We start from the raw sequence: 16,127 nt of genomic DNA, 5'->3' as shown, positions 1-16,127 counted from the left end.
TTCTATTTTGTTCTAATTTTTTTCTTCGACTGAATCAATCTTGTACAATGATTTCTTTTTGTAGCTGATATAGGTATAAGCGAAAGCGCTTACCCAAAGGACAAAAATAATAAGCAACCCAATGCTGAATTCCTTTGATAGACCCTTAGCCAAGATATAGGTAATAGGATTACCACCTTGATCTAATGAGCCGACTTTCTTATTTGCTGCTAACAAACCTACGGAGCGACCTAACTTAACTTGATACTTCCAAGTTTGGTTAGAAATCCAGATCGTCATGGTCATAATAGCAGTACCTGAAATCAACGTTCTAAAAATGTTACCTTTATGAATACCTGCCGCAATAGCAACAAAGAACCCAATAGTAGCCAGATCACCAAATGGTAAAATGCGGTTGCCAGGCATGATCATCGCTAAAAGCAATGTAATCGGAATTAACAATAAACTCGTTGCAATTACGTTGGAATCACCTAGTAACAAAGCTGGATCCATACCAATTGTGAAATTAGCATTCTTAAAGTGCTTATCCATAATTTTTTTGGCAGCGTCTGAAATTGGAATTAAACCTTCCATAATGTATTTCACAACTACTGGCATCAAAACCATGACACTCGCCATTTGAATAGCTAATGTTAAGGCTTTACCAATTCCTTGTCCTGCTAATAGACCGATTATTAATCCTAAAAAGGCACCTAAAATTGATGGTTGACCAAAAACCCCAAATCTCTTTTCAATAGTTTCAAAAGAAATATCTATTTTATTTAATCCTGGAATGTGGTCAATTAAATCATCAATTGGCTTAGCAAATACTCCCATGATTGCTGAATCGCCATGAGGTATTGAAATACCGTTTAAGCCAAAATAATTATCTGTAACTGGAGTAAAAATATCACCCAGTTTAAAAACAATGGCCGAATGAATGATGATGGCTATAATCGCTAGCCAGTAGCTGCCTGTAACTACTTGTACAATACAGCCTGTAAAAGCCATATGCCATATATTCCAAATGTCGACATTAACAACTTTCGTCATCTTAGTCAGCAACATAATTACATTAACGATAATTGAAACTACAATCGCTATTAATCCTAGTTCTGATGCCCACGCTAAAGGTGATGTTCCTGGCCAGCCTACGTCAACGACGTCTAAGCCTAAGTGAAAATTCTTAGCCATTGCTTCAGCTGCTTTACCCAAGTTATTGGTAAGCAGTTGAATTACCAAGTTTATTCCTGTAAAACCAACACCGATTGAAAGAGCGGCTTTGAGGGATTTACCCACACCTGCACGGAAGATGACACCAATGATAAAGATCACAATTGGTATCATAACTGAGGCACCTAAGTTAACTATATATTGTAAAACTTGCATTTAAACACCTCATTTTCTTGAGATTACTTCTGGAATTTTATCTTCCAGTTTTTTATATATTTTTCTATCAATCGAATCTGAAATTAATATATCAATATCTTCTATGCTGGCAACATTTTGGGTGTATATCTGATTAAACTTTGAATGATCAACCCCAACTGCTACTTTTAGGCACTTCTTAACAAAGATTCTTGATAATTTAGACTCATCTACACTAAAGTTTGAAAGTCCTACTTTTGTATCAAAACCGCCACCACTAAAGAAACCGATATTGATGTTTAATGAATCTAAATATTCATGAGCGATTTCGCCTACAAAAGACCCTTCATTTTTCCTAGCTCTCCCCCCTAATACAAAGAGTGCAACATTATCATCTTTATAGAGCTCATTGATGATAGGAAGCGAATTAGTAACAACTGTCAGCTTTTTAAACCTATGAAGTTTCTGAGCTACGAACAAGGACGTGGTACCGAAGTCCAAATAAATCGTATCCCCTTCTTTAATACAATTACAAAATGACTCAGCAATTTCGTTTTTTTCCGCGACCATAAAGTCTAATCTTTTTTCGTAAGGGGTTTCATCCTTTGAGACAATTAAGATAGCACCACCACGGATCAAAGTTACTTTGCCTTGATCCTGTAATACCGATAAATCGCCTCGAATGGTTTCCCTGGAAACATTTAACTTCTTGGATATAAAAGAAATTTTTAGAGTATTTTGCGATTGAAACATATCTAAAATTTTCATTCTACGTTTTGTTGCGTCCAATTTTACACTCCTCTTTTTCGCTTCAAATTTAATATAAGACTGATTAAATCCAATTGCAATACTTTTGACAAAAATATTTTGCAAAAAATAAAATATGACAATTTTTTTGTCTAAAGGTATTGCAAACATCTAATGAAAGCGCTATTCTATCTTAAGACTACTTCAGTTTTTCTAAAAATATTTAAGCTAATGGAGATGACTATATTGGAAATAATTCATAAAAACCTTGTTTTTCCCAATAAAAAATTCGAAAATGATCATGATGCATTATCATTTTTGGCGTTAGAAGTGGAAAATGCTGGTTATGCTCGTTCGACATATAAAGATGCTGTGCTAGAACGGGAAAAGATCTTTCCCACGGGTTTGCCGACAGGTGAAATTAATGTTGCTATTCCCCACGCAGATTCAGAACATGTATTAACATCTACTTTAGCCGTAATGACATTAAAAGAACCCGTAGACTTTCATAATATGGGAGAACCCAAAAATACTTTACCAGTTTCCATTGTTATTATGATGGCAATTGCAGAGCCAAAAGGACAGTTATCAATGCTGCAAAAAATCATGGGCATTGTGCAAGATTCACAACATTTAAAAGAACTCATGAAATACACTACAGCAGAAGAATTATTTGCTGATTTAAACCAAATTTTTCAAGAAGTTCACATTTAATATTTAGTCAGAGAAAGGAATAGAATTATGAAAAAGATTTTAGTAGCTTGTGGTTCTGGGATAGCCACTTCAACAGTTGCACGCAACAAATTGGAAGAAGAATTAAAAAAACGGGGGTTTGGCAGTGATAAAGTGAGCTTTTCACAGACTTCAATTCCCCAATTACGTAGTCAAGCAAATGACTATGATTTAATCGTCACTACTGCAAAGTATACTGAAGACGTAGGTACTCCGGTCATTAACGGCTTAGCTTTTCTAACCGGCATTAATATGGATAATACAGTTGATCAAATTATCAGTGCTTTGCATTTGCAATAACAATACACATTCTTTCTTTAATTAAAATAAGTGATTTTACCAAATGGCAAAATCACTTATTTTTATGTTTTTTAATTTAACAATCTTAATTTTGGAATTTATATTACAATAAAACATAATTGCAAAAAACAAAGGAAGATTTATGTTCAAAAAAACACGATTTACGTTGCAATCAAAAACTATTTTTCTAGTTTTTTTTACCACTATTGTTTTTATTTTAACTGCTGGCACAATCACATCATATCAAGTAGCGCAAAATCAGAAACAAATCATTAAAGAAGAAATTAATAGTGTAGCTAAAATTGTGGCCAATAATCAGCAGGTACAAACTGCTTTAAGAAAAAAAGTCAGACCGACAAAAGATAACTCAATCCAAAAATATGCTGAACAAGTAAAAAAAGAGACTAAAGTAGACTTTATTGTGGTGCTTGACAATAACTACGTTCGTTATTCCCACCCTGCTGAAAATCATATCGGCAAAAAATTTAGTTCGCCTTCTGATGCTCAAAAATCAAGTTCCGGTAAGGCGCATTATTCACACCGTATGGGTGTTTTGGGAACTGGCTACCGTATTTTTCGTCCAATTTTCGCGCAAAAACAGCAAATCGGAATAGTTTGTGTTGGCTTAACTGATAAATCAATCAGTAAAGTTATTCGGGTCGCTCAAAGATCTGTTGTAATTGGCTCTTTGGTTGCTCTAATAATTGGCATACTGCTAGCGTTATTAATAACAAGACACATTAAAAAAACGCTGTTTGATATGGAACCAAATGAAATTGCATTTAAGCTCACAGAATTATATGCTATTAATGATAGTATTGATGAAGCGCTTATCGTGGTTAATAATCAAAAAATTTTGATTACGGCTAATTACTTGGCCAAGAAATCTTTTCCCTCTCTAATAGTAGGAAAGCCTTTAGATAAAAATTTAAATGAATTATTATTTGCAGATAACCAGCAATTACCTAAGACAAATGAACTGGTCTTGATCAATGCTAAAGAATATATTGTTTCAGTCAGCCAGCTGGTATACCATAAGCAAATTTTCGGTCAAGTAGCTTTACTGCAGGATCAGTCCAAATATCAGAAACTATCCGAGCAGCTTGCCGGCAGTCAGCAATACATTCAGTCACTGCGGGCGCAGTCACACGAATTTCTAAATAAATTGCAGGCAATTTATGGGATGATTGAATTAAAACAATATGATCAAGTTAACTCATTCATCGCGCAAATAAACCAAAATTACCAGCAAGAATTTGGTCAACTAAATAAGCAACTTGAATCTCCTGCACTCGTGGGTTTCTTGACTGGGAAAATGAACCAGGCACAAGAGCAGAGAATCAGCTTGGAAATTACGCCAGACTCCAACTTACCGCAAAAGATTGTTACTGAGCAATTGAATTTGGATCTGATTAAAATACTGGGCAACCTCATTGACAACTCGTTAGCGGCAATTAAAGATAGTGGCAAAATTACCTTAACAATTAATTTTGACGGCGAAAGCTCGGTTTTGATTATTGAAGTCACAGATACCGGCACTGGCATTTCAAGTGAAGTCAAAAAGCATTTGTTTAAGCAGAAATATTCAACTAAGGGCAAAGATCACGGCTATGGACTTATACTTGTGCAGCAAATCATTAAATCCTATAGTGGTCATCTTGTAGTTTCATCTTGTAAGCCTCATGGCAGCAATTTTTATATAGAATTACCTTTGCAGGAAAAAAGCGAAAAGGAATAAAATGTTAACAATTTTAATAGTTGAAGATGATCCAATGGTCAGCTCAATTAACAAACAATATTTAACGAGAATTATTAAGCCGGAAAATTTGACTGTTTATCAAACTGATACTGCCGCAAAGGCATTGGCAATTACTAAAAAAATCAGTCCTGACCTGATATTGCTTGATGTTTACCTCCCAAAGACTTCTGGTACCGAACTATTGGAACAATTTATTAAGCATAATCTCCACCCCAATGTCATTATGCTTTCTGCCGCCAAAGACAGCTCTAACATCAATATAGCTTTAAAATATGGCATTTTGGACTACTTACTCAAACCTTTTTCTTTTAAACGTTTTAAAGAGGCAATTGAACATTTTTTAAAATATAATGAAGTGCTGCAAAAAGACAACGTAGTATCACAAGGTGATCTAGACCGCATTTTTATCACTCAAGATATTAATAACTCAAATAATGATAATGGTTTGCCTAAAGGACTTTCGGACTTTTCTTTAACCAAAATTGAAGCTGCTATTTCTAAACTTGCCGGTGAATTTTCCAATCAAGATGTAGCACGACAATCAAAATTATCACGCATTACTACTAAGAAATACTTGGATTATCTAGAAAAAACCGGCAAACTTTCTGCCAAAGTACACTATTTAAAAGTTGGTCGACCAATTAAAATCTACAAATTGAATAGATAAAAAAACAAGCTACTAATATAGCTTGTTTTTAATTGGATAAACTTTAGTCAAGTTTGACATCATTATCAGTATGACCTGTTTCCAAAACTTGGTGGAAGTTTTCATAGCTGACATTAATCATGTCTGTTAAAGCTGGACTGGTGTATGAACCTATATGAGGGGTTAATAGAACTTTAGGGTATAATTCTGTTAATTGTCTAGTCAAATCATTTGTGATGTTACCGTTAAAATTATGTCCTAATACTTCTTCTTCATCAGGTAGCACGTCGCTTGCAAAACCAGCAATCTGACCATCTTTAATTGCCTTAATCACAGCAGGGTAATCTGCCAGTTGTGATCTGGCGGTATTAACCAGAACAGCATTTTTCTTCATTTTACTTAGAAAAGTCGCATCTATTAAATTATCATTTTGTCCTGGGAAATACGGTACGTGAATTGAAACAATGTCTGATTGAGCTAATAATTCGTCTTGACTTACAAACTTAACATATTGCTTGGCAAAGTCGCTCGGGTAAGGGTCATAGCCCAAAACATTGGTCCCCATACCATGATACAGTTGTGCTTCGGTAGCACCAATTCTACCAGTACCAATGATACCTACCGTACTTGAATGAACTTCACCTGAAAAAGTTGCAGTCGAAACTGAAAAGTCTCCTTTATTAGTCAAACTGGTAGCTAAGGCAGTATGTCTAAAGAGCATCATTCCCAAAGTCATAGCCAATTCAGCCACTGCGTATGGTGAATAAGCAGGAACCCGGGCAACTTTCATATCATATTTTTTAGCTGCCTTGAGATCGATATGGTTATAACCTACTGTTCTTGTGAAAACATATTTAATGCCCCACTCGTGGAATTTGGCCAAGTTGGTTTCATCACCCACACAATTGGCTCTGAGTAAAACCGCATCAGCCCCCTTGGCCGTTTCAACATTATCATGGGTTAACATGTCAGATTCCAGTTGTAAATCATAATTATATTTATTTAATTTCTTAAAATAATCTACTTCATTTTCGCGAACGCCGTAGGCTACTATTTTAAACATATAGAATTTCCCTCCTAATTAGTGAAATATACCCATCTGGCTCAGAACACCCAGAAAAGCGATCCATATTGGCATGGCAATAACCGCCATAATTGTTGAAATAAATGATGCATCAGAAGATAGCACCGGCTCACGATCAAAACTGATAGCATAAGATGATGCAACAGCTGCGGTTGGGGTAGCCATCATGATAATAATTGTTCCTAACGCAATGTAGCTGACAGGTAAAATATTAGTTACAGTTAAAATAACCAAGAGCAGTAAGTTCAAGATTGGCACTAGTATAACCTTGTTAAAGCTGTAGTACCAAGAAGTCTTGTTGGCAGCAGCTTCTTTGAATGAGGTTGAGCCTAAAGTTGAACCGATTGATAACCAAGCCAGAGGTGAAGCCAGATTTGCTAAGTATTGCATCGGTTTATATAGCCAAATTGCGGTTTGGTCAATACGGTAAAACGCAACGTGAACTATTGGTGCATTGGCATCGATTACGCCATTAACTGCTTGTTTAACAGCTACTTGCGGTACGTAATTTTGGCACAACCATAAAATCAAACCCAAGAATGTTGCAATTACGACTGGGTTAACAAACATCTTCTTTAAGTTGCTGGCCTTCATCTTGAGACCGGACATCTTTATGTAGGCATACGAATATAAAAAGATACGATAACCGATGTTAAAGATGGAGCTGTACATAATACCCTTAGGACCAAAAACAGCCCCTACAATTGGAATACCAAAGAAAGTAGTTGAACCAAATGTAGTTAGTACGGCTAAAACATCTCTTTTATCTTTAGGGTATTTAACATAAGACAATGGGGTCAAGAATATCAAAATGATATAAATTACAATTCCCCAGATTAAAACGTTCATCCCTTGTGATAAAGTTTCATTACTAATCGGTTGCATAAATGAGTTAAAAGCCAAAGCTGGTAATGCAACCGTCAAAACTATCTTGGACAAAATTTTACCGAATTTTTCAGTAAAAATACCACGTTTACGCAGGTAAAAGCCCAATAGAATAATGAAAATTGTTGATGTTATTGAACTGACAATCGCAACATTTGAAAAAGTTACTTTGATTGCTTGCGCAATATTCATTTTATTTCCTCCTATTAGTTATTCTTTTCACATTAATAATACTACTTATTTGTGAAGTTAGTAACTTTAACAAACTAAAGTAACCTTTTGTAACTTATGTAAATAAAAAAGCCGTGCTTTTTTGCTAACGGCTTTTTTATTTTATTCTTTAAATTTGTTTCTAGTCATGATATGCGCCTTCAGCCCACTTCTTGTTTTCAGCGTCAAAAAAGTGTTCATTATCTTTTTGTTCAGGATTTGGCTGCGCAATCTGATCAATTTTTGTAATTAACTGCTTATTCTTACTGGTAGCGTGATAACTTGTATTTAAAAAAGTATCTACAATATCAAAAATAAAATCGCGTCCCAGTACAATACCGCCAAAGCCCAGTACGTTAGCATTTAGTTCACGACGGGCGTATTCAGCCTGGGTAACATCCCCGACCATCGCAGCACGAACTCCTTCGTTTTTGTCAGCAGCCGTTGAAATACCTATGCCGGTACCACACAGCACAATACCCAAGTCAGCACGACCAGAAGCAACATCTTCTGCTACTCTTTTACCATAAATAGGATAATGCGTCCTGGTATTATCGTGGGTGCCCTCATCAATTACCTGATAGCCATTTTCTTTTAAGTGATCAGAAATAGCCATTTTTACAGCAGTAACAACGTGATCATTTCCTAAAGCCACAACAGTGTGCTTATCGACCTTAGGATCAACAAATTCCGGTTGCGGTCTATCGTTATCTAACATGAGATCCCCCTTAAATCATTTCTTCAAGCATATTCAAACGTATCTGATGACGGCCGCCTGCATACTTAGCATCTAAATAGTGCTGCACAATTGAATAGGCCAGCTTTTCTCCGACAATGCCACTGCCAAGAGCAATAGCCTTGGCACCATTGTGCATGGCGGTCATGTGTGCGGTTCTTTCTTCATTTAAGTTTGCCGTGATCATGCCCTTGACCTTATTCGAAGCCATTGCTGACCCAACTCCATACTCGTCGAACATGATGGCCTTTTCTATCCCATTTTCCAAAACTTTACGTGTTACCTTTAGGCTAGATTCGACAAAGTCCACAGCGGGCTCTGGTGTAACGTCTAAGACTTCATAGTCATGTTCTTTTAGATAATGTTTTACTTTCTCCTTTAGGGCAAAACCGTCTTTATCACTGCCAATGACAACTTTCATAATCAAGTCTCCTTTCAAAGTGAGTATTTATTAACATTGATACTATTATTTAAATGGAAAAAGTACTCTTTAGCAAAAGAAATTTTGCTTTTTTTAAAAAATGCACCCTTTGAGATAAATTTATCAGAAGTGGTGCATTAAAGAATTAGTTTGATAATAGTTGGTTATTTTTTGATTGCTTCAGCAATCTTTTGGTACTTGCGTACGATATCATAGTCACTGTCTTTCGCCCTGACATATCCTTCATGGTCATAAACATTTTCAATTACTTTTCTGCCGCTCTTCGACTTACCAATAGCAATGAAAGCTTTGGCTAATTTTTCCCGAAATGCCTTAGACATGCTAGGAACTACTGAAATCGTATCATTAGGAACTGGACGGCTGTAATAAATTGGGACAACCTGCGATTTAATTTTTGGATTATCCTTGATAACGTTATTGCGCGCATCTTCAAAAACGAAGGCAGCATCAGTATCCTTATTTAAAACGTTGAGCACACCTTGGTCATGACCGGTAACGGTAACTAACTTACAGCTGCGCGGAACATCTAACCCTTTTTGCTTTAATTCAGCTACTGGGAAAATATAGCCCGTTGTCGAAGTAGGGCCCTGAATGGAGATTGACTTGCCTTTCAGATCTTTCCAGCTCTTAATACCAGAACCTTTTCTGACTAAAATTTCTGAACGCATTGTATGAACTAACTTTTTAGTCCAAGTACCACTCGGAGCCTTCAGTCCGTATCGTTCTGATTGCAATAAGACATCGGCTGCATGTTGTTTATGAGCTTGCACATAGGCGTCACCTGGTAAGAAACCCACATCTACTTTTTTAGACTTCATCGCTTCTACCACAGCATTATTATCCGTTGAAACAGAAACGTGAACCGGGATTCCGAGCCTTTTAGACAGCATTTTTTCCAGTGGCTTGGCTTTTCCCTCTAGCTTGTTGGCAGAAACACTGGGTACGAATTGTACGTTTAAAGATTTGGGTGTTCCACTATCGCTTTGCTTTTTAGTAGAGTTTGAACATCCAGCCAGAAAAGCAGCCCCTAAAACAGCAACTGCGCCGACTAAAAACTTTTTAAATTTTGGCATGATTTCCTCCCACATTGGAAATATAGCAATCAAAAAGGCTCAACATATCATAGATGATAACGCTAAGCCCCTTATTGATCTTATTAAAAAACAGCAACAACAATTTAAAGAGATAAGAAAAAAGTAAATTAACCATAAAATCTGCTTCAGTAATTTGAATTGATTTATCCATTTGTTAACTTACCTCTCTTTCTTAATCTATGAAAATACTAGCACAATTTTATTAGTGATAATAGTTGTTTTGCATTAGGAAATTTAATTGTTTTTATGCATACTAAAACCACTCTCTATAAGAGAGTGGCTCCAAATCATTATTATCAGCTAACTTTAGGCCATAGTTGCCATAAGCCCGCAATAGAACCAATATCATATTGGTCCGGTGTTAATCCCGTAATTTCAGTAAATTTCCGCTCTACTTCCGGCTGGGACAAATGTGACCAAACTTTGAGATTTTTGTGGTCAGCACTCTTAACCCAATAGCCTAATTTCTTTAAAGCCGGGTAATCATTAACATCTAGTACTAGACCACCTTTAAGCGTAATCAAGTAAGTAGAGCTCCAAAAAACAGTTTCTCCTTTAAAATATTTATTAGTAGTTGGAAAAAGTTTATTTGTCCATTCATATATTTTTAGCGGCCATTTCATAAAAAATACCTCCTAGCAGTAAAAATTGCTTTGCAAATAATATGATTATCACTTTGTTACTGTTATCATAGCACGATTTATTCAACTAGACGGTAAAAATATGAGCAGCTTTATTTTTTTATCAAAAAAGCAAGTTTTAATAAACTTGCTTTTTGACAAATATTCCTAATTATCGTATTTTTTATCACTAATTATTTTGCCATTACCAATTGATTTAATTTTTTGACTGCCGTCATCGCTATCACCAGTTTGTTTAAAAAGTCCCCCAGTATACAGCATGACCTGCTTATGTTCAAAATCATCATGTTCAAAAGTGTAAGTAATCTTATAGGTTACGCTACTACAGTTGTTAGGCGCAGGCGTAATCGAAACTACAGAACATTCCATATTATAGTCATTAATGTCATCGTCATTATTAAAGCCAGAGTTTTGAGAATGTAATTCTTGATAGCCTTTATTTTCTGCACCACCGATAAAGTCATCTTCCTCTGGAGAATTAAAGTCATTTTCTAAAATATCCTCAGCATCATCTTTGCTAATTAGACCTGGCCATTCTGGTTTAATTACATTGCTGCTACTGTCATCATCATCTTCAAAACCCATTTCATCATAATCAACGGTTTCGGATTTGATTGTTTTGCCATCAACTTTAGTAACCACATAAATTTTCATATCATCAGTTACCGGATAATCCTTAAATACTTTATTTCCTTTTTTATCAAGATTACCCACATTTTTATCATTAATATAAATAGCAGCTGCAGGAATACTTTTAATCATAAAATTGACCGTTTTGATATTCATATCAATTTCTTTATTGGAAAAAATATTAGTACTCTTATCAGCCGATAACTGATGACCTGATGCAGTTGATTTTACTTCAATATGGTATTTACCAGGAAATAACGGTGTGACCTTTTTATAATAATCTTCACCACTGCCATCAACTCCACCAAACTTTTTGTTATTAATATAAATTGTCGAATTAGCATGATTTGTTCTTATTTGCGGTGAATATGTTTTTAACTGCAAGCAATATTTAGGGAATAAAAGTAAATAGCGACCATTTTGGACCAAACTAACATTTTCATATTGATTACCATATTTAAAAGCTTCAGCCATCTTGTCAGCTTCAACATAATGATCAGCATAATATTCCTGAGTGGGTTTTAAAGCTGCTGTGGTTACACTAGCATTTGGATTTTCAGAAACCACATATGGAGCTAAATCAGCATGCGGGTTTTTTAGACTCGCTGCAATCTGACTAATCTGATTATTTCTCTGGTAATGATTAGAACCCCAAGCATAAAAAGCAGCAAAAGCCACAACCAAAATTCCTAAACAGATTAACAAAATTTTATTTCTTTTTTTCATCGGATGACGGACAGTTCTTGCTGCTACCTTCTGCTGACTAGCAACTGGTTGAACCGAAGTGTTAGTCTGGTTAGAACGATATTCTTTTCTGCTGGGCTTTGCAGGAGAGAGTTTCTGGCCACAATTAGGACAAAATTCGGCATCAGGTTTTACCCGCTTACCACAATTAGGACAAAATTTAGATTCATTCATCTTATTCACACTATCTACATAGATCCATTTTGCGTTGCCATTATTTGGTTAATGATTGAATGAATCATAGAGCTATAAATAATTGAATCTAAGATCATCAAACATAAAAATATAATAGCAAACGCGATTAAAAACCCATAAATTTTATCGCGAACCGCTCCATCATCACCAAACAAGATAACGTGTTGACTTGCGATAAATAAGCCTAGCATAACCAAAAATAAAACAACGACAAATTTAATACTGTTAAGTCCCAGAATCATTAATAAAAAGAATGCTGCTGCCAGAATTAGGTTTAAATTGCAAGCATGGGCACTACGGTTAACAAACTCTAAAAAGCTGAGCTTTCTGTCATAAATATATCTGTAGCCAGCATAAAAGCCACCAATTACTACTGCTTCAAAAATGACTACAATCACAAATATTTCAAGCATGATGTTAAACGGGACATGAAAATTTTCCCAGCCGCTAATGTTGCTACCTCTATGATTAGCCCAATCAATTAACGTATTAATAATAGTGTTGGCACAAAAATATAGACCTAAAACGACGAGAGCGTCTTTAATTAAAATCGTTAGCCAACCATACCAACTGGCTACATTGGGATTGCTAGTCCCCGGATTACGCCAAGAATCAACACACCATTGCCAGTAATTTTGAAATTGTCCTTCCGTTTTGTTCGGTGTATTGACATCTTGAACTTCTGGTTCAGTCTGTTGGGGTCCCATTTTTGCAGTATTTTGCACTACATTAGCAGCAGACGCTGTTTTTTCTTTTTGAACATCAACATTGCGTAAATCATAACCACATGACGTACAAAAATTAACATCTTTTTCCATCATGGCGCCACACTGAGGACATTTTTTCATAGATAACTCCTTCATAAATCTACTAACTTCTATATTTATTTACTAATTTATTTATACCACTATTTAAAAACATAATCTTAGCTTAAAAATCTAGAAATAAGACATTAACACTTTTTATTTCAACCTAGTTAATAATTTTTAAATATTACTAAAAAAGCAGAATACTCGTTAAGTTTAAAATTATTTATAAATACTGTCAAATAAGATTGCAATTACTACATTAATACAATTTAAGGTTTTCGAATTATTCAGACGTATATGTAGTAAACTAGAAATTAAAAGAAGATTTGTAGATATGTATGAGGTAAAGATATGAAAATTGTTAATTTAGATAGTTATGCTCTAAATCCTGGTGATTTAGATTGGTCAGCGCTTGAAAAATTAGGTGAATGCAAATTTTATGACCGTACTCCAGTGGACGACGATGATGAAATTTTAAAGCGGATTGGGGATGCTGAAATTGTTTTGACTAACAAAACGCCCCTTGACGAAAAAGTCCTTAAGACTGCGCCTAACGTCAAATATATTGGTGTGACTGCTACTGGTTATAACATTGTAGACACCACTGCAGCTCGTGAAGCTGGCATTCCTGTAACTAACATCCCTACTTATGGTACTGATGCGGTTGCCCAATTTACTTTTGCATTGCTACTTGAAATTACCAGTCAAGTTGGTTTACATAACAAATTAGTCCATGAAGGTCGCTGGAGCAGCAATCCTGATTTTACTTTTTGGGCAAAACCGTTAACGGAACTAAACGGTAAAACTTTAGGATTAATTGGCTTTGGCAACATAGCTAAAAAAGTGGCAGAAATCGGGCATGCTTTTTCTATGAATATAATTTTTTGGAACCATCGGCCAAAATCAGATTTACCGGATTACGTTAAGCAGGTTGAACTTGACGAACTTTATCAAAAAGCAGATATCATCAGTTTACACGTGCCACAAACTCCAGAAACTACGAAAATGATTAATCAAGGGGCAATTGCTCAAATGAAGGACGGCGTCATTTTAATTAATACTGCTCGTGGCGGTTTAATTAATGAAAAAGATGTCGCAGACGCTTTAAATGAAGGCAAGATCGCTGCAGCGGGGATTGATGTTGCACAAAAAGAGCCCATTCCTGCTGACAGTCCACTTCTTTCTGCTAAAAACTGTTATATCACCCCTCATATTGCTTGGGCACCGCGCGAAACTCGCAATCGTTTACTGGGTATTGTCGTTGAAAATCTGCAGGCATTTCTAAAAGGTGAAAAATTAAACGTTGTAAATTAAATATCATAATCAAAAACCAGTAATCTTGATTGAGTTACTGGCTTTTTTATTCTCAAAAATCATTTTCCGTGCTTGACCTTGACGTTACGTCAACCAATATACTTAATTTTGCAAGTGAGGAGATTTTAAACATGTCGTATTCTATCAATGAACTAGCAAAGCTAGCTGGCATTTCAACACGAACTTTACGTTATTACGATAAACAGGGACTTTTAAAAGCGCGCAGGAATCCCGAAAATAATTATCGCTATTATGAGGAAAGCGAAGTTGATCAATTGCAGAAAATTCTATTTTTAAAGCTATTTGACTTGCCACTGGAACAAATAAAACAGGTAATGCAGACTTCACCGGAAACTCAATATCAAGTTTTACGAAATCAGCGGGGCAAATTAGTTGCTCAAGAGCAATATCTAGATGATTTGATTAAGAATTTAGACAAGACACTTGCAACAATGAAGGGAGAAGCACAAATGACTGACACGGAAAAATTTGCCACATTAAAAAAAGAAATGATTAACAAAAATGAAAAACAATACGGTTCGGAAATCAGGAAGAAATATGGGGATGCTCAAATAGATCTTAGTAATGAAAAGTTCAGTTCTTTATCTGCAGATGAATTAGCACATTTCAAAAAACTGAGTGCGGAAATTTTAACTGAACTAAAGAACTTTAATAAGACTACTGATATCAAACTAGCTGCTGCCAAGCACCTTTTCGACTTACATAAAGAATATTTATTAACAATATGGCCTAAAGATCAGTATTCGGGAGAAGCACATAAGAAACTTGCCCAAATGTATGTGTGTGACCCACGTTTTAATAAATACTATACAGAAGGCACGGGCAATCCTGACGCTGCAAAAACGTTGAAAACAATCATTGACTACTATGCGTGAAAGTCTTTAATCTATATAAAAGTTAGCTGCAAAATAAAACCTTTCAAAACACAAATTCGTTAAGAATTGTTTTGAAAGGTTTTTGTTTAAGCAATCTTAGTTGTAGATCTTTTATGTAATTGTATTTACTCTCAATTGTAAGAATCCAATTCTTTAAAATTACTCCTGCTCCATGACCACAACGGATTTTACAGGTCTGTTGGCACAAATTCAGTGCCCTGCAGTTCTTTTGCCCAAGCACTAATCACATAGGTTTGCACTTTAGCACTTTCCATTTGTTTTTTAGTAATTAAGCCTAATTTGTAACTTGCTCTGATTACATGCCTATCTGCAGCAATATATATATTATTAGTATTTTTTAAAGGAATAGCAGTGTATTTACTGAGAACATACAACCAATAGTTACAAAGCTTATTACCAGACAAATATGGGAACTTTTTCTTAGCGTCTTTCTGCATGAAATACCTTATTTTATCAACATCATTATCTAAATTGTTAACGAATTTGTTAATGTTACCGTCAGAAAGCTCCATAAATGTCTGACAGAGTTTAAGCCAAATATCTGTCTGCTTATTCTTTTGCAAAGCAAGCCGATACTTGGTCAAAGCTTTTTGTACTGATTCATACTCAGCAATAATCACTTTTGCCGGTATAAAAACAAAATTAGTTTCTGGATCTTCATATGTCTTCAAGGCACTTTCCCACAAAGTATAGGAATTTCTCTGATAGTTTAAGGCCATTGGTAACGTGAAATAAAGCGCATTTTCATTAGTATTTGGATCTAGGTGCGGGTCGCTATCTTCAGGTAAAGTAGTATCACCTAAATCGCCATTTTGGTACATTTGATAAATTTTTCTTACTTTTTTAAGAATTACATCGGACATAAATCGATGACCTCACTTATTTTTCAAACTAT

The 16,127-nt window shown here is 35.3% G+C and carries 18 protein-coding genes; 6 read left to right on the top strand and 12 right to left on the bottom strand.

Annotation, left to right across the window (positions count from 1 at the left end; all coding sequences use genetic code 11):
• Window positions 1-12: 12 nt before the first annotated feature.
• Both LACWKB8_RS02100 and LACWKB8_RS02095 read right to left on the bottom strand, forming a co-directional pair.
• Window positions 13-1,368 carry a PTS galactitol transporter subunit IIC gene (locus LACWKB8_RS02100; protein ID WP_038521448.1) on the bottom strand — a complete coding sequence of 452 codons (1,356 nt, stop codon included), beginning with the start codon at window positions 1,366-1,368 and terminating at the stop codon, window positions 13-15.
• Between the two features lie 9 nt (window positions 1,369-1,377).
• Window positions 1,378-2,136, bottom strand: coding sequence for a DeoR/GlpR family DNA-binding transcription regulator (locus LACWKB8_RS02095; protein WP_166484938.1), 759 nt, complete (start codon window positions 2,134-2,136; stop codon window positions 1,378-1,380).
• A gap of 204 nt (window positions 2,137-2,340) precedes the next feature.
• Between LACWKB8_RS02095 and LACWKB8_RS02090 the strand changes: the two genes are divergently transcribed.
• The 4 genes from LACWKB8_RS02090 (at window position 2,341) to LACWKB8_RS02075 (ending at window position 5,552) form a co-directional block, all read left to right on the top strand.
• The gene (locus LACWKB8_RS02090; RefSeq protein ID WP_052059635.1) at window positions 2,341-2,808 is read left to right on the top strand and encodes a PTS sugar transporter subunit IIA; all 468 of its coding nucleotides are present in this window, start codon (window positions 2,341-2,343) and stop codon (window positions 2,806-2,808) included.
• Window positions 2,809-2,835: 27 nt separating this feature from the next.
• The gene (locus LACWKB8_RS02085) at window positions 2,836-3,126 is read left to right on the top strand and encodes a PTS sugar transporter subunit IIB (RefSeq protein WP_038521443.1); all 291 of its coding nucleotides are present in this window, start codon (window positions 2,836-2,838) and stop codon (window positions 3,124-3,126) included.
• Between the two features lie 142 nt (window positions 3,127-3,268).
• On the top strand, window positions 3,269-4,864 hold the full coding sequence (locus LACWKB8_RS02080; RefSeq protein WP_038521439.1) for a sensor histidine kinase: 1,596 nt from the start codon (window positions 3,269-3,271) through the stop codon (window positions 4,862-4,864).
• A 1-nt stretch (window position 4,865) separates the two neighbouring features.
• Entirely contained in the window at window positions 4,866-5,552 is a 687-nt protein-coding gene (locus LACWKB8_RS02075) for a response regulator (protein ID WP_038521436.1), read from the top strand.
• Window positions 5,553-5,595: 43 nt separating this feature from the next.
• On the opposite strand, the gene LACWKB8_RS02070 is transcribed toward LACWKB8_RS02075, so the two are convergent.
• The 9 genes from LACWKB8_RS02070 to LACWKB8_RS02030 all read right to left on the bottom strand — a co-directional run bounded on the left by LACWKB8_RS02070 (window position 5,596) and on the right by LACWKB8_RS02030 (window position 13,040).
• A complete protein-coding gene (locus tag LACWKB8_RS02070; protein ID WP_038521433.1) occupies window positions 5,596-6,594 on the bottom strand; it encodes an NAD(P)-dependent oxidoreductase in 999 nt (332 codons plus the stop codon).
• A gap of 18 nt (window positions 6,595-6,612) precedes the next feature.
• The gene (locus tag LACWKB8_RS02065) at window positions 6,613-7,692 is read right to left on the bottom strand and encodes an AEC family transporter (protein WP_038521430.1); all 1,080 of its coding nucleotides are present in this window, start codon (window positions 7,690-7,692) and stop codon (window positions 6,613-6,615) included.
• Between the two features lie 160 nt (window positions 7,693-7,852).
• Entirely contained in the window at window positions 7,853-8,428 is a 576-nt protein-coding gene (lacB, locus tag LACWKB8_RS02060; RefSeq protein WP_038521428.1) for a galactose-6-phosphate isomerase subunit LacB, read from the bottom strand.
• Between the two features lie 10 nt (window positions 8,429-8,438).
• Window positions 8,439-8,867, bottom strand: a complete 429-nt coding sequence (lacA, locus tag LACWKB8_RS02055) for a galactose-6-phosphate isomerase subunit LacA (protein ID WP_038521425.1) — start codon at window positions 8,865-8,867, stop codon at window positions 8,439-8,441.
• Window positions 8,868-9,031: 164 nt separating this feature from the next.
• Window positions 9,032-9,961 carry a phosphate/phosphite/phosphonate ABC transporter substrate-binding protein gene (locus LACWKB8_RS02050; protein WP_038521422.1) on the bottom strand — a complete coding sequence of 310 codons (930 nt, stop codon included), beginning with the start codon at window positions 9,959-9,961 and terminating at the stop codon, window positions 9,032-9,034.
• Window positions 9,948-10,133: a hypothetical protein gene (locus tag LACWKB8_RS02045; protein WP_038521420.1), complete on the bottom strand. Its 186-nt coding sequence runs from the start codon at window positions 10,131-10,133 to the stop codon at window positions 9,948-9,950. Before LACWKB8_RS02045 ends, LACWKB8_RS02050 begins: the two co-directional genes overlap by 14 nt.
• Before the next feature lie 145 nt (window positions 10,134-10,278).
• Window positions 10,279-10,605, bottom strand: coding sequence for a hypothetical protein (locus LACWKB8_RS02040; protein WP_038521417.1), 327 nt, complete (start codon window positions 10,603-10,605; stop codon window positions 10,279-10,281).
• A gap of 165 nt (window positions 10,606-10,770) precedes the next feature.
• Complete coding sequence (locus LACWKB8_RS08970) at window positions 10,771-12,171, bottom strand: zinc ribbon domain-containing protein (protein ID WP_052059634.1); 1,401 nt, start codon at window positions 12,169-12,171, stop codon at window positions 10,771-10,773.
• 14 nt (window positions 12,172-12,185) lie between these two features.
• Window positions 12,186-13,040: a zinc ribbon domain-containing protein gene (locus LACWKB8_RS02030; protein WP_038521414.1), complete on the bottom strand. Its 855-nt coding sequence runs from the start codon at window positions 13,038-13,040 to the stop codon at window positions 12,186-12,188.
• 312 nt (window positions 13,041-13,352) lie between these two features.
• Here LACWKB8_RS02030 and LACWKB8_RS02025 point away from each other — a divergent pair, with 312 nt between their 5' ends.
• Window positions 13,353-14,315, top strand: a complete 963-nt coding sequence (locus LACWKB8_RS02025; protein WP_038521412.1) for a D-2-hydroxyacid dehydrogenase — start codon at window positions 13,353-13,355, stop codon at window positions 14,313-14,315.
• 131 nt (window positions 14,316-14,446) lie between these two features.
• On the top strand, window positions 14,447-15,211 hold the full coding sequence (locus tag LACWKB8_RS02020; protein WP_038521410.1) for a MerR family transcriptional regulator: 765 nt from the start codon (window positions 14,447-14,449) through the stop codon (window positions 15,209-15,211).
• A 188-nt stretch (window positions 15,212-15,399) separates the two neighbouring features.
• Here the strand turns inward: LACWKB8_RS02020 and LACWKB8_RS02015 are convergent, their stop codons facing one another.
• A complete protein-coding gene (locus LACWKB8_RS02015) occupies window positions 15,400-16,095 on the bottom strand; it encodes a hypothetical protein (protein WP_052059633.1) in 696 nt (231 codons plus the stop codon).
• Window positions 16,096-16,127: the final 32 nt, after the last annotated feature.

The sequence above is a fragment of the Lactobacillus sp. wkB8 genome (assembly GCF_000761135.1).
GTDB lineage: Bacteria > Bacillota > Bacilli > Lactobacillales > Lactobacillaceae > Lactobacillus > Lactobacillus helsingborgensis.
This window is presented reverse-complemented; position numbering and strand designations above follow the sequence as displayed.

Excerpts from the sequence above, each read along its gene's own strand:
- LACWKB8_RS02030 (WP_038521414.1), bottom strand. The coding sequence starts at position 13,040 with ATGAAAAAATGTCCTCAGTGTGGCGCCATGATGGAAAAAGATGTTAAT.
- LACWKB8_RS02080 (WP_038521439.1), top strand. The coding sequence starts at position 3,269 with ATGTTCAAAAAAACACGATTTACGTTGCAATCAAAAACTATTTTTCTA.
- LACWKB8_RS02025 (WP_038521412.1), top strand. The coding sequence starts at position 13,353 with ATGAAAATTGTTAATTTAGATAGTTATGCTCTAAATCCTGGTGATTTA.
- lacA (WP_038521425.1), bottom strand. The coding sequence starts at position 8,867 with ATGAAAGTTGTCATTGGCAGTGATAAAGACGGTTTTGCCCTAAAGGAG.
- LACWKB8_RS02045 (WP_038521420.1), bottom strand. The coding sequence starts at position 10,133 with ATGGATAAATCAATTCAAATTACTGAAGCAGATTTTATGGTTAATTTA.
- LACWKB8_RS02065 (WP_038521430.1), bottom strand. The coding sequence starts at position 7,692 with ATGAATATTGCGCAAGCAATCAAAGTAACTTTTTCAAATGTTGCGATT.
- LACWKB8_RS02070 (WP_038521433.1), bottom strand. The coding sequence starts at position 6,594 with ATGTTTAAAATAGTAGCCTACGGCGTTCGCGAAAATGAAGTAGATTAT.
- LACWKB8_RS02020 (WP_038521410.1), top strand. The coding sequence starts at position 14,447 with ATGTCGTATTCTATCAATGAACTAGCAAAGCTAGCTGGCATTTCAACA.
- LACWKB8_RS02015 (WP_052059633.1), bottom strand. The coding sequence starts at position 16,095 with ATGTCCGATGTAATTCTTAAAAAAGTAAGAAAAATTTATCAAATGTAC.
- LACWKB8_RS08970 (WP_052059634.1), bottom strand. The coding sequence starts at position 12,171 with ATGAATGAATCTAAATTTTGTCCTAATTGTGGTAAGCGGGTAAAACCT.
- lacB (WP_038521428.1), bottom strand. The coding sequence starts at position 8,428 with ATGTTAGATAACGATAGACCGCAACCGGAATTTGTTGATCCTAAGGTC.
- LACWKB8_RS02050 (WP_038521422.1), bottom strand. The coding sequence starts at position 9,961 with ATGCCAAAATTTAAAAAGTTTTTAGTCGGCGCAGTTGCTGTTTTAGGG.
- LACWKB8_RS02075 (WP_038521436.1), top strand. The coding sequence starts at position 4,866 with ATGTTAACAATTTTAATAGTTGAAGATGATCCAATGGTCAGCTCAATT.
- LACWKB8_RS02100 (WP_038521448.1), bottom strand. The coding sequence starts at position 1,368 with ATGCAAGTTTTACAATATATAGTTAACTTAGGTGCCTCAGTTATGATA.
- LACWKB8_RS02085 (WP_038521443.1), top strand. The coding sequence starts at position 2,836 with ATGAAAAAGATTTTAGTAGCTTGTGGTTCTGGGATAGCCACTTCAACA.
- LACWKB8_RS02040 (WP_038521417.1), bottom strand. The coding sequence starts at position 10,605 with ATGAAATGGCCGCTAAAAATATATGAATGGACAAATAAACTTTTTCCA.